We start from the raw sequence: 12,296 nt of genomic DNA, 5'->3' as shown, positions 1-12,296 counted from the left end.
GGAGGGGCCATGGAGCACTACACACGTGACTCTTTCTCGCTCACGCAAAACGTCGGGTTCATGTTGATCCGGGCTCGCAAGCAGATCGTGACGGAAATGGACGCGGCCTTCAGTCACCTCGGCATCACCAGTGCGCAGATGGGCGTCCTCCTCGCGATGCAGCGCGGCGTGGCGTCCACGCCGATCGAGCTCTCGAAACGACTTTCTGTCGACACAGGCCTGATGACGCGGATGCTGGACAAGCTGGAAAGGAAAGGGCTGCTGGAACGCGCCCGCAGTGCCGACGATCGCCGGGTGGTCAACCTCGCGATGACGCACAAGGGCAGGCAAGCCACGGCGGAAATGCCGGCGATCGCAGCCGTGGTGCTGGATGCGAAGTTGAAGAAGTTCACGAAGGCGGAGTTCGAGGAATTGGACCGCCTGCTGCAGAAGTTCATTGGAGTGTGAGCGCAGCAGCGCATCGCCTCTTTATTCAAACTTTAATCTGACAGGTCAGAAAATGAAGACGCAGATTACGCAACCCGGCATCCGTGCGGCGAAGGTAGGGCTGTCGGCGATTCTGGTGGCGTTGCTGTCGGCCTGCGTGAATTACGCGGGCATCCACAGCGACAAGCAGATGGCGCAGCCTCGGCAGTTCGAAACGGCAACCAGCTTGCCCGCTGAAAGCGGCCACTGGCCGGCGGCAGACTGGGCAGACCAGTTCGGCGACGCGCAATTGAAGGCGTTGATCGACGAAGCGCTCAAGGGCAGCCCGACGATTGCACAGGCGCGAGCTCGTGTCGCCGGGGCGCAGGCTTATACGGAAACCGCGAAGGCCAGCACGATGCCGAGCGTCAACGCCGACTACTCGCTCAAACGTGAGCAGTACAGCGGCAACGCGCTGATTCCGCCGCCGTACGCGGGTTCGTGGCAGACGGAAAACTCCGGACTCCTGAGCGCGTCGTACGATCTGGATCTGTGGGGGAAGAATCGCGAAGCGCTGAAAGCTTCGGTCTCCGACTTGCAGGCGAGCCGGGCCGACGCGGAAGTCGTCAAGCTCACGCTCACCACCACGATCGCCCGCACCTATAACCAGCTTGCGCAGCTTTACGTGCTGCACGACATCGCGCAACAGGAGGTCGACCGGCGTGCCGAAATCGACCGCATCACGGCCGGCCGCATCGCGACCGGGCTCGATACCGAAGTCGAGCGCAAGACGGCGCAGGCGAACCTGGCGAGCGCGCGCTCCGCGCTTGCGGCGCTCGACGGCAGCATCGTGACGACCCGCTACCAACTGGCGGCGCTCATGGGCGAGGGCCCCGACCGAGGGCTTGCGATCGCGCGACCCGCGCTCGGCGTGGGCGACGAAGTGCGCCTGCCGGACAACCTGCCCGCCGACCTCGTGAGCCGCCGGCCAGACATCGTCGCGGCCCGCTGGCGCGTCGACGCGATCACGCACGAAGTCAAGGAGGCGAAGGCCGAGTTCTATCCGGACATCAATCTGAGCGCCGCGATCGGCCTGGACGCGTTTGGCTTCGGCCGCTTCCTGACGGCCGCGAGCCGCACGGCCAGCGCGGGCCCGGCGATCCATCTGCCGATCTTCGATGCCGGCGAACTGCGCGCGCAATTGAAAGGACGCTACGCCGACTTCGACGACGCCGTCGCGACCTACAACCAGACGCTGATCACGGCCTTGAGCGAAGTGGCGACGCAACTCGCGCAGATCCGCTCGAGCGACACGCAGCTTGCCGATGCGCAGGCCGCGCAACAAGCCGCGCGCGAGGCCGACGATCTGGCGATCACGCAATACAAAGGCGGCCTGACGAATCAGCTGACCGTCCTCAACGCCGACATGACCGCACTGCAAGCCGATCAAGCCGTCGCCAGGCTGCTGATGAACCGGCGCGACCAGCAGATCGCGCTCGCATCGGCGCTCGGCGGCGGCTACGTCGATACGTCGACCGATGCCACTCGCCGCGCGGATTCCGCCGCGCAATCCCATCCCGTCGTCGCCGCGCGTTGAACCGGCGCGTTCGCAAATTCACTGGAGCATTGACATGAGCGATTCCACCACGACCGAGCGCACGAGCGCGGACACGGCACAACCGACCAGCAACCCAGCGCACGGCGCACCCGCTAGTGCCACGCCGAACGCTACGCGGCCCGATGCGCCGCGCAAACGCAGGCTGTGGATTGCGCTGCTGAGTATCGGCGTCGCGCTCTCGGGGGCGGCATATGGCGCATACTACTGGACGTACGGCCAATATCACGAGTCGACCGACGACGCGTATGTCAACGGCAACCTCGTGCAGCTCACGCCGCAAGTGACCGGCACGGTCGACGCTGTCAACGCGGACGATACCCAGATCGTGAAAGAGGGCGACCCCGTGGTCACGCTCGACCCTGCCGATTCACGAATCGCACTCCTGAACGCTGAAGCAGCGCTCGGCCAGGCGGTGCGCCATGTGAGCACGCTCTACGTGAACAACGACTACTACGCGGCCAACGTCGCGCAACGCGAGTCGGACCTCGCTCGCGCACAGGACGATTTGCGCCGCCGTGTCGCGGTGCAGGCCACCGGCGCGGTGTCCGCCGAGGACGTCTCGCACGCCCGCGACGCCGTAGCCGCCGCGCAGGCCGCGCTCGACGCCGCTCGTGAGCAGGCGCAGTCGAACCGCGCGCTGACCGACCGCACGTCGATCGAGCAGCATCCCGACGTGCAAGCCGCGGCGACCCAGGTCCGCGACGCCTACCTGAATTACGCGCGCAACACGTTGCCGGCGCCGGTGACGGGCTACGTCGCGCAGCGCTCCGTGCAGGTGGGACAGCGCGTGGGGCCAGGCACGCCGCTGATGTCAATCGTGCCGCTCGACGGCGTGTGGGTGGACGCGAACTTCAAGGAAGTGCAACTGCACCGCATGCGCATCGGCCAGCCGGTCACAATGACGGCGGACGTGTACGGTTCGAGCGTCAAATATCACGGCAAGGTGATCGGCTTCTCGGCCGGCACGGGCAGTGCGTTCGCAACGTTGCCGGCGCAGAACGCTACCGGCAACTGGATCAAGATCGTGCAGCGGCTGCCGGTGCGTATCCAGCTCGACCCGAAGGAGCTGCAGGCGCATCCACTGCGCATCGGCTTGTCGATGGACGTGGACGCCGACACGCGCGATGACTCCGGCACGCAGCTCGCCGCGGCTGTGAACACAACTTATCGCACGGACGTCTTTGCGCAGTACGGCGCGAAGGCCAATGCGGAGATTGAAAAGATTATCGCGAGCAATGAGATGGCGCAACAGACCAAGGCTGCATCGCCAGGCATGCAGAAAATCGCTCAGGCGAACTGAGCGGGTGGGTAGCCGGGCCCGCAGCAACGCTGATTACCCGTGTTGCGGCGGGCCATTCGGAAGCTGAATTAGAGGATCTGAAAATGGATACGTTGCAATCGATGCGAATATTCGTTCGCATTGCAGAAGAGGGCAGTTTTGCCCGTGCGGCAGAGCGCATGGATATTTCACGCGCCGTTGCAACCCGTGCCGTCGCCTGGCTGGAGACCCATCTTCGCGCCCGGCTGCTCAACCGCACCACGCGCCGCATCGCATTGACCGAGACCGGGCAACGCTATTTGCAGCGTTGCCAGCAGATTCTCACCTCTATCAGGGACGCAGAGGTGGAAGCCTCGGACGCATTGGCCAAGCCGGCCGGCCGTTTGCGGGTGCACGCGATGCTGGGCTTTGGCCAGACCTACCTGGTGCCCGCCCTCATGCGTTATCAGGAATATTATCCGTCCGTGTCGGTGGATCTGAACCTGTCCCACCATCTCCCGAGGATTCTGGACGAGGGGTGCGACGTCGCGGTCTGGATGGCGGGCGATCAACTGCCGGACTCGGGATTCGTATCGCAGCGGCTTGGGACGCTGCACAGCGTATTGTGCGCGTCGCCGGCCTACCTCGAGGATCACGGAGCGCCAGAGGACGTTGCCGATCTGGCGCAGCATTCGTGCATACCGCTCGTTTCATCGCTGTTCCCGCGCGGTCGCTGGGATCTCGACGGACCGGACGGCCCGGAAACATTCGAGCTTCCGCCGACGGCTTTTCAGGTGAATGTTCCGGAGGTACTGGGCACGGTGCTGCAGGAGGGCAAAGGCATCGGCGCGCTGCCCATGCCGTCGGCCGTACCGCTCCTCAAGAGCGGTGCGTTGGCGCGTGTCTTGCCGAACCACCAGCTGCAGAAACTGACCGGCTATGTCCAATATCCATCGCGACAATATCTCGATGCGAAAGTCCGGACCTTTGTCGAGTTCCTGCGGGAGATCGTGCCTCCGGCGTTGGCTAGCGACCACGCCGCGCTGCATTGAAGCGCTCGCATTCAGCGCGCTATTGTTCAAGCGCGCGAGAGTTTTGAACCCTGGTCAGCGCCGGGCAGAGTGGGGGCTGTCGGAACCGGCATCATTTCTGGCACACTCCGGGACGTTCCCCCTTCTGCGTCCCGTTCCCATGCCAGTCCCGTTCAATCCCACGCAAGAGCAGCGCGCGGTCGTCGAGGCGGTGCTGCGTGGCGGGAACCTCAAGATCAAGGCCTACGCGGGCGCAGGCAAGACCTCCACGCTCCAGCTGGTGGCGGAGCAACTCGGCGGACGGCGCGGCGCCTATCTCGCCTTCAACCGGGATATCGCGGCGAGCGCCGGCCGCCGCTTTCCTCCCACGGTCGACGCCCGCACGATGCATTCGCTGGCCTGGGCGTGCGTGCCTCAGACGCTGAGAAGTCGCGTGAGCCTGCAGGCCGAGCCTGCGCACTTGCTGGCCGCACGCTACGGACTCGGGCCGGTACAGGTCCGCACCGTGACGGGGAAGGCCGTCGACGTCACGCCGTTCGAGATCGGGCGCTGGATTGCCGACGGACTCGGCAGGTTCTGCCGCTCGGACCAGCACCAGCCGGAAGTGCAGCATATCGTCGTGGACGAGAAAATCGACGAGGCAATGGCGGCGCAATTGCGTGCCTGGCTGCTGCCCCACGTCGTGCGATTGTGGGAAGAGAGCGCCCATCCACGGGCACGCAATGTCATTTCGCCGGACGTGCTGCTCAAGCTCTGGGCGCTTTTGGAGCCACGCATCGAGGCCGATTACATCCTGTTCGACGAGGCGCAGGACAGCGACGGCGTCATGCTTTCGGTACTCGAGCGGCAGCGCCACGCGCAGATCATCTACGTGGGCGACCCGTACCAGCAGATCTACGAGTGGCGGGGCGCGGTGAACGCGATGGCGCAGATCGACGCGCCCGAATGCGCGCTCACGGAGTCGTTTCGTTTCGGCACGACATTCGCGGCGCTGGCGAGCCGGCTGCTTGGCCTGCTTGGAGAACGAACGCCCATTCGCGGGCAAGACGCGATTGGCTCGATCATGGTCGAAGACCCGGCGATTGCGCCGCCCGTGGACGCTGTTCTATGCCGCAAGAACGTCTCGGCGCTATGGCAGTTCGCTGCGGGCATCGAGGCGGGGCATCGCCCGGCAATCCGCATGAGCGCGGCCGAGATCGTTGCGTATGCAGACGGCGCGGACCAGTTGCTGGCCGGACAGCGCGCATTCCGGCCAGCGGCGTTTGCGCTGTTCGAGACATGGGGCGAGGCGCAGGCGTTTGCGCGCAGCGCTTTTGGCCAGGACCTGCTGCCGGTTGTCCGGATCGTCGACGAGCTGGGCACGGACTATCTGCGTGCCCTCGCGCAACGCTCGACGGCGGAGGGCGCCGCGGATTATGTAATCTCGACCGTCCACCGCGCCAAGGGCCTCGAATGGAAGCGGGTCAAGGTCGCGAACGATTTCCGCCTGCGGGGTGCCGACGGTAGCCCGATGCCCGACGAGGATGAGCTGCGCCTGCTCTATGTGGCGCTGACTCGCGCGCAGCATGTGCTCGATATCTCCGAGTTGCGCGACGAGCTGTTGCGGCTTTTCAGTCTTCGGCGCTAGGACCGGCTGGTGAAAGCGGCGCGGGCGCTGCCCAACGAGGCTTACGCCGCGCCGTCCGGCAGGTCGGGACGCAGTTCCGCCTCGATCTGGTCAATGCTCGGCAGGCCGGTCTCGAGCGAGGGCGGCACCTCGCGCATCAATTGGTACTCGGCCACACCCATCGGCTTGGCCACGCCGCGCAGCGCATATTCCGCCACGAGCCGGTTCTTTTCCTTGCACAGCAGCAGGCCGATGGTCGCTTGGTCCTCGGGTGCCTTCACCTGCGCGTCGATCGCGGACAGGTAGAAGTTCAGCTGGCCCGCGTATTCGGGCTTGAATGGCGTCGTTTTCAGTTCGACGACAACATAACAACGCAGCTTGAGGTGGTAGAAAAGCAAATCGACGAAAAACTCGTCGCCGCCGACTTCCAGCCGGTACTGGCGGCCCACGAACGCGAAGCCGGCGCCCAGTTCGAGCAGGAAGCGCGTGATGTGCTGCGTGAGCGCGCGCTCGATGTCGCGCTCCTGGGCGTTCTCGGTCAAGCCGAGGAAGTCGAAGATATACGGATCCTTGAGCGTATCGCGCGCGAGATCGGATTGTGGAGGCGGCAGCCGGTCCGCAAAATTTGTGATGGCGCTGCCTGCACGTGCATGGACGGCCGTCTCGATCTGCATGGTCAACACGCTGCGCGACCAGCCGTGTTCGAGCGCCTTGGCGGCATACCAGTCGCGATGCGCGGTATCTTTGACCTTGTCGAGCAAGGTGCAAAGGTGGAACCACGGTAATTGTGCAGCAGGCTGCTGCACAAATTCCGGATCCGGCCATGCCAGGGCAAGAGCGCGCATGTATTTCAGGTTGCGCGGCGAGAAACCTCGCATATCCGGGAATGCGGACTTCAGGTCGCGAGCCAGCTGGTCCACGACGCCGGCTCCCCATCCCTGATGCTGCTGCCGCTGAAGGATATCGCTCCCGATCTGCCAGTACAGCTCGATCAGCTCACGATTCGCACTGGCGGCCGCGCGCTGACGAGCACGCTCGACGCGCTGCTTCAACTCGGACAGCCAGCGGCGGTAATCCTCGCTCGTGGCGAGGTTGGTCAGGTCATTTGTCATGCACTGCGGGCGCTAGGCACCGGTCGTCGGACCATGAAAGATCAATTATCCAGTTAGCGACACGTGACCGGCAAGGCCAGTGGCGAGCGGATCGAAGCTGGATTGTAGCATCGTACCCCATCAAAAACTTCGTTAATTTATCTTATGTAAAATCAAGGATTACGTCGCACACTCATCCCATCTGCTCATTCGCTTAGCTCAGTTTTCCCCCGCATCTCCCCAACAACCTTGGCTATTGCGCGTGACAGGCGCGCGATCTGCTTGTATTCCTCGATCATGTCGACCGCCAATTGATAGTCCAGCACCTCCGGCTTCTGCGCGAGCTGCAGATCGCCCAGGATGCCTTGCCGCGCCTGCGCCGCGAGCATCTTGATCTCGGCCTTCGTCCCGATGCCTTGCGACCCGACGATCGCGCCGGCTTCGCCAATCGTCTCGACGATGGCCGCCAGATTCTGCATCACGACTTCGGCGAACCGTGAGTTCGCGACCTCATTCAGCCGCGTGAGCTCGATTCGCTCAGTCAAGCGCTGCTGGCTCACCGCCATCAGATTGGTCCCGATAATGTCGCTGATGTTCTCGAGATTCGCGACGACCTGGGTAAAGCCCACCATCTGCAGCCCCTCCTGCTCCGAGTGCTCAGCCTTCGAGAGCCGCCCGACGTAGTGCAGAATTTCGGCCGCGAGCCGGTCGGCTTCCTTGTCCCGGTCCAGCAACGCGTTGATCTCTTCAATCGATCCGCTCACCACGACGAGTGCGCCATCACGCACGATGTCGACCACTTCATTGCCCAACCGGCTCACCTCCAGGCGAACGCGCTGAAGCCCAAGCGACGGCACGCCCAGGGACGTTTCATCGAGGTACGCCGGATCGCCAAGCGGTTGCGTTTCCGCCATCCGCGTACGGACGATCATGCGCGCAAGCTGCGCGATCCATCCCGAGAACCAGATCAGCACCAGCGTGTTTGCCACGCTGAATATCGTGTGGGTGTTTGCGACCTGGCGCGGCGTTTCGGCGGCCAGGCGGGCAACGCCATGCAACTCGGGGTACGACGGGGAGACGAAGCGCGCCAGCTCGGCCATTTGTGGAATGAAAAAGGCCCAGAAAAGCACGCCCAGCACGTTGAATATGAGGTGCACCACGCCCACCTGGATGGCTTCGGCAGACTTGCCTATCGAGGCAAGCAAAGCCGTTCCGCAAGTGCCCACGTTCGCACCCAGAATCAGCGCAATGCCCGCCTCGAGCGGCATTAGCCCCTGTGCGCCCAAGGCGATGACGATAGCAAGCGTCGCAGCGGAGCTTTGTACGATCGCGGTAAAAGCGGCGCCCGCGAGGATGCCCAGCAACGGGTGCTCCATGCTCTGCATGGCATCGATGAACGGCGGGTATGTGCGCAGCGGACGTGTGGCGTCGCCCATGAACTCGATGCCCAGAAACAGCAGCCCGAGCCCCATTACCACTTCGCCGATCCTGCGCACCAGCTCGCGCTTGCCGAACGCGTACATGGCAAAGCCAATAGCCAGCATGAACGGCGTCAGTCTGGAAACGTCGAAGGCGATGATTTGAGCCGTGATCGTCGAGCCGATGTTCGCGCCCATGATCATCGGAACCGACTGCGCCAGCGTCATCAAGCCTGCAGAAACGAATCCGACCATCAATACGGTGGTGATCGTGGACGAATTCAACAGCGCCGTCACCAGCGCGCCGGCCACTACGCCCCGGAACCGGTTTGCCGTGAGTACGCCGAGCAGCATCTGGAGCCGTGAGCCGGCAATGGCCTTGAAGCCTCCGGTCATGAATTGCAGCCCGAGCAGGAAAAGCGCAAGCCCGCCGATAAGGACGCCAGACATCTGCACCAGATTCAGGCTGACCTGGTCGATTGCGGTGGGATCTGGAGTCATCGGATTGCGCCTTGTGCTGACTGTCGACCCCCTATTCTGTTGCAAAACGGGGAAATGGCGCGGATGTTGGGCCGACGCGCTTTGTCGGCGCCTGTTGGCATTTCCGGGGCACCGCAACAAGCCGCCCCTCGCCGGCAATGCCCCGCGGCCGACCCAGATGGATCGGCCGCGGGGCCGAGCTCAGCACTTGGCCGGCGAGCCCTTCAAATGCGTGTGCCCATGCAGCGCCGGCGGCGTCGCATTGCCGCCGTGTTCCTCGAGGTATCGGCAGGCGTCGAGGATGTCGCGCCCGAGATTGCTCGCGACGTTGCGATTGATGTGCGGACGCACGACAACGCGCAGGCTCCTCACCGCTTCCGCGTCCGGCGGCATCGTATAGGCCGATAGCACCCAGCCCTTCTCGCGCACCTTGTTCGATACGTCGAATTCATTGAAGCGGGTGATTTTTTGTCCAGCGTGACGGCCACCACCGGAATACGCTGCGTGTCGTTCATGATCGTGAAATAGCCGCTTTTCACGAGCATTTCGCGCAGCGCAAGCGCGTTGTCGAGCGTGTGCTGCATGACGCGCCTGTAGCCCTCGAATCCTAGACGCAGGAACTGGTAGTACTGGACAGCCAACTGGAAGCCATTGCGGCTGAAATTCAACGTCGCGGTGGGCATTTCACCGCCCAGATAGTTCACGTAGAACACCAGGTCCTCGTTGAATACCTTGCGGTCACGGAAAACGACCCAGCCGAGCCCGGGCGGCGTGAGGCCGTACTTGTGCCCCGAGGCATTGATCGATTGCACCCGCGGCAACCGGAAGTCCCACTTGTAATCCGGATAGAGGAACGGGTGGATAAAGCCGCCCGACGCGCCGTCGATGTGCATCGGCACCGAAATCCCCGTGCGCCGTTCGTAGTCGTCCAGCCACGCATGGATGCCGGCGAAGTCGTCGTCCTCCCCGGTAAAGGTCTGCCCGGCAATGGCGACAACGGCAATCGTATTCTCGTCGACATACTTGTCGAGATCATCGGCGGTCAGGCGGTACTTGCCGGGTTTCAGCGGGACGATACGCGGCTCGACGTCGAAATAGCGCATGAACTTCTTCCAGACGATCTGCACATTTCCGCCGGTCACGAGATTCGGCCGGCTGACGTTCTTGCCTGCCTTTTCGCGCCGCTGGCGCCAGTTCCATTTGTGCGCCAGGCCCGCGAGCATGCATGCCTCGGACGACCCCACTGTCGCCGTGCCGTACGGCTCCACGTCACCCGGGCCATTCCACAATTTGTGGAGCCAGCGCACCATTCGCGTTTCCATCGCGAACAGCTGCGGGTACATGTCGTGGTCGATATAGTTCTTGAAAATATTGCGTTTGGCGGTTTCCAGCGCTTCGGGTTCGGCGAAAGTCGTCACAAACGACGACATGTTCAGGACCGGATTGGTGTCCGTCCATTCGTCGCTTTCGACAAGCGCAGCCGCGGCCCGGGCAGACATCCCTGTTTTGGGAAACTCGTTTTGCGGCACCTCAAAGTTGAATTCGTCGTACGGGGTAATTTTCTCGATATCTAAGGACATCTTAATACTCCTTTCGGTTTGCGCCCGCACGGGCGGACGCTTCGTTACCACCGGTACCGCCTCAACCGAAGGAACGGGTCGGCCGAGGCGGCATCAGGCTTACCGCGCGACGTGCTTGCCTGTCTGCGCGCAGTAGCGCTCCACGTATTCATCGAGGAGCGTTCGGATCGCCTTGCCAATCGCGCGATAGTCAGCCTCATTCAGGTTGGCAAGCGACACGCGTCCGGAAGGATGCGGCGTGCCGAAGCCCTGGCCAGGCAGGAGCACGACATGGGCATCTTGGGCGAGGCGGAACAGCAGCTCGGAAGCCTCGGTGTTCTTGAGGAGCCAGTCGACAAACTCACGGCCGTAGGCGCGTTCACCGAAGTACTCGAGGTCCAGCACCGTGTAGTAGTCGACTACGTTTGGGTCCCCTTCCTTCAATGGAATGCCGATCGTCTCGAAGAGCGCGCGCTTGCGGCTGCGGATCAGGCGCTTCAGCGCATTCTTGTAGGCGTCGGGCGTGTCCATGAGCGAGAACAGCGAGAACAGCACCATCTGCACTTGCTGCGGCGTAGAGAGGCCTGCGGTGTGATTGAGCGCAACGGTACGGCTGTCGGCCACGAGGCGATCGATGAACTTCAGGTTGTCCGGGTCGGTCGTGATTGACTCATAGCGCTTGTGCAGGGCCAGCTTCTGCTCTTTCGGCAGTTTCGCGAGCGCGGCGTCGAGCACGTTCTCGCGGTGCGTCGCGATCGCGCCCAGGCGCCAGCCCGTCGCGCCGAAGTACTTCGAATACGAGTACACGAGAATCGTGTTCTTCGGCGCCAGTGCGAAGAGCGAGACGAAGTTGTCGGCGAAGGTGCCGTACACGTCGTCGGTGAGGATGATGAGGTCCGGGCGCTCCTTGACGATCTCGGCGATGTACTGGAGGCTCGCCTCATCGATCTTCACCGAAGGCGGGTTGCTCGGGTTCACGAGGAAGAATGCCTTCACCTTCGGGTCGCGCAGCTTGTCGAGCTCCTTTTTCGAGTATTGCCAGCCGTTCGCGACATCCGCCTCGACGTTGACGATATTGAGCTGGTAGTCGTTGAGCGCGGGAATCTCGATGTACGGCGTAAAGATTGGCATGCCGAGCGCGATGGTGTCGCCCGGCTTGATGAAGAAGTTCTCCCGCATCGTGTTGAAGATGTACGCCATGGCCGCCGTGCCGCCCTCCACCGCGAACACGTCGAACTCGCCCACGAACGGATGCTTGCCGATCATCTCGCGCCGCAGGTACTGGCCGACGATGACTTCCGTGTTCTTGAGAATGCGGTCCGGCACCGGGTAGTTGCAGGCGAGGATGCCTTCGCACATTTCATAGAGGAAGTCGCCAGCCGAAAGGCCCAGTTGATCGCGCACGTACGACACCGCGCCCGCGAGGAAGTCGATGCCGGGCTGCCCCTTGTTCTCGCGCACGAACAGGTCGAAGCGCTCGACAATACCTTCGCGCTGCGGGAAGCCGCCCACGCCTTCAGGCAGATACGCGAACGAGCGCTCCGACTCGCGCATGGCGAAGTGGCCGAGTTGCCAGAAGCCGTGGCGCGGAATCGTGGCGAGGAAGTTCGGATTGCCGCGGCCCGCGTTGAGCATCGGCAGGTTTGCCGCGGAACGCGCCGTCGCCCCGCCGCCGGCGACCTTGATCAGCTCGTCCTTGAGTTCGAACGGGCTCAGCGCGGCCAGCTTTTGCGCCTGCGTTACGTTGTCGTTTCGTGAATTCATCTACTTGCTCCGGTTGATTAGTTAGCGAAACATCCAATACGTCCAATACGTCCAATGCGTCCAATA

The 12,296-nt window shown here is 63.1% G+C and carries 10 protein-coding genes; 5 read left to right on the top strand and 5 right to left on the bottom strand.

The window, feature by feature from the left end; genetic code table 11:
* Nucleotides 1-9: 9 nt before the first annotated feature.
* The 5 genes from EYW47_RS20845 to EYW47_RS20825 all read left to right on the top strand — a co-directional run bounded on the left by EYW47_RS20845 (nt 10) and on the right by EYW47_RS20825 (nt 5,939).
* Nucleotides 10-447, top strand: a complete 438-nt coding sequence (locus EYW47_RS20845; RefSeq protein ID WP_133196726.1) for a MarR family winged helix-turn-helix transcriptional regulator — start codon at nt 10-12, stop codon at nt 445-447.
* 52 nt (nt 448-499) lie between these two features.
* Nucleotides 500-2,002, top strand: coding sequence for an efflux transporter outer membrane subunit (locus EYW47_RS20840; protein ID WP_133196725.1), 1,503 nt, complete (start codon nt 500-502; stop codon nt 2,000-2,002).
* A 34-nt stretch (nt 2,003-2,036) separates the two neighbouring features.
* Nucleotides 2,037-3,323, top strand: coding sequence for an HlyD/EmrA/EmrK family protein (locus EYW47_RS20835; RefSeq protein WP_133196724.1), 1,287 nt, complete (start codon nt 2,037-2,039; stop codon nt 3,321-3,323).
* A gap of 83 nt (nt 3,324-3,406) precedes the next feature.
* Nucleotides 3,407-4,333: a LysR family transcriptional regulator gene (locus EYW47_RS20830; RefSeq protein WP_133196723.1), complete on the top strand. Its 927-nt coding sequence runs from the start codon at nt 3,407-3,409 to the stop codon at nt 4,331-4,333.
* 139 nt (nt 4,334-4,472) lie between these two features.
* Entirely contained in the window at nt 4,473-5,939 is a 1,467-nt protein-coding gene (locus EYW47_RS20825) for a UvrD-helicase domain-containing protein (RefSeq protein WP_133196722.1), read from the top strand.
* Nucleotides 5,940-5,980: 41 nt separating this feature from the next.
* Here EYW47_RS20825 and EYW47_RS20820 read toward each other — a convergent pair whose 3' ends face one another.
* The 5 genes from EYW47_RS20820 to EYW47_RS20805 all read right to left on the bottom strand — a co-directional run bounded on the left by EYW47_RS20820 (nt 5,981) and on the right by EYW47_RS20805 (nt 12,230).
* Entirely contained in the window at nt 5,981-7,030 is a 1,050-nt protein-coding gene (locus EYW47_RS20820) for a PDDEXK nuclease domain-containing protein (RefSeq protein WP_133196721.1), read from the bottom strand.
* Between the two features lie 185 nt (nt 7,031-7,215).
* Nucleotides 7,216-8,928 (bottom strand): Na/Pi cotransporter family protein, encoded by a 1,713-nt coding sequence (locus EYW47_RS20815; RefSeq protein ID WP_133196802.1) that lies wholly within the window; start codon nt 8,926-8,928, stop codon nt 7,216-7,218.
* A 180-nt stretch (nt 8,929-9,108) separates the two neighbouring features.
* Nucleotides 9,109-9,258, bottom strand: coding sequence for a hypothetical protein (locus EYW47_RS42790; RefSeq protein ID WP_240763824.1), 150 nt, complete (start codon nt 9,256-9,258; stop codon nt 9,109-9,111).
* A 17-nt stretch (nt 9,259-9,275) separates the two neighbouring features.
* Entirely contained in the window at nt 9,276-10,538 is a 1,263-nt protein-coding gene (gad, locus tag EYW47_RS20810; RefSeq protein WP_240763823.1) for a glutamate decarboxylase, read from the bottom strand.
* Between the two features lie 48 nt (nt 10,539-10,586).
* Entirely contained in the window at nt 10,587-12,230 is a 1,644-nt protein-coding gene (locus EYW47_RS20805) for a bifunctional aspartate transaminase/aspartate 4-decarboxylase (protein ID WP_133196720.1), read from the bottom strand.
* Nucleotides 12,231-12,296: the final 66 nt, after the last annotated feature.

Source organism: Paraburkholderia silviterrae (genome assembly GCF_004353915.1).
Classification (GTDB): Bacteria; Pseudomonadota; Gammaproteobacteria; order Burkholderiales; family Burkholderiaceae; genus Paraburkholderia; species Paraburkholderia silviterrae.
Note: the sequence above shows the minus strand (reverse complement) of the source record. Positions and strands in the feature narration are given on the sequence as shown.

Excerpts from the sequence above, each read along its gene's own strand:
- EYW47_RS20835 (WP_133196724.1), top strand. The coding sequence starts at position 2,037 with ATGAGCGATTCCACCACGACCGAGCGCACGAGCGCGGACACGGCACAA.
- EYW47_RS20815 (WP_133196802.1), bottom strand. The coding sequence starts at position 8,928 with ATGACTCCAGATCCCACCGCAATCGACCAGGTCAGCCTGAATCTGGTG.
- EYW47_RS20820 (WP_133196721.1), bottom strand. The coding sequence starts at position 7,030 with ATGACAAATGACCTGACCAACCTCGCCACGAGCGAGGATTACCGCCGC.
- EYW47_RS20805 (WP_133196720.1), bottom strand. The coding sequence starts at position 12,230 with ATGAATTCACGAAACGACAACGTAACGCAGGCGCAAAAGCTGGCCGCG.
- EYW47_RS20830 (WP_133196723.1), top strand. The coding sequence starts at position 3,407 with ATGGATACGTTGCAATCGATGCGAATATTCGTTCGCATTGCAGAAGAG.
- EYW47_RS20845 (WP_133196726.1), top strand. The coding sequence starts at position 10 with ATGGAGCACTACACACGTGACTCTTTCTCGCTCACGCAAAACGTCGGG.
- EYW47_RS20825 (WP_133196722.1), top strand. The coding sequence starts at position 4,473 with ATGCCAGTCCCGTTCAATCCCACGCAAGAGCAGCGCGCGGTCGTCGAG.
- EYW47_RS20840 (WP_133196725.1), top strand. The coding sequence starts at position 500 with ATGAAGACGCAGATTACGCAACCCGGCATCCGTGCGGCGAAGGTAGGG.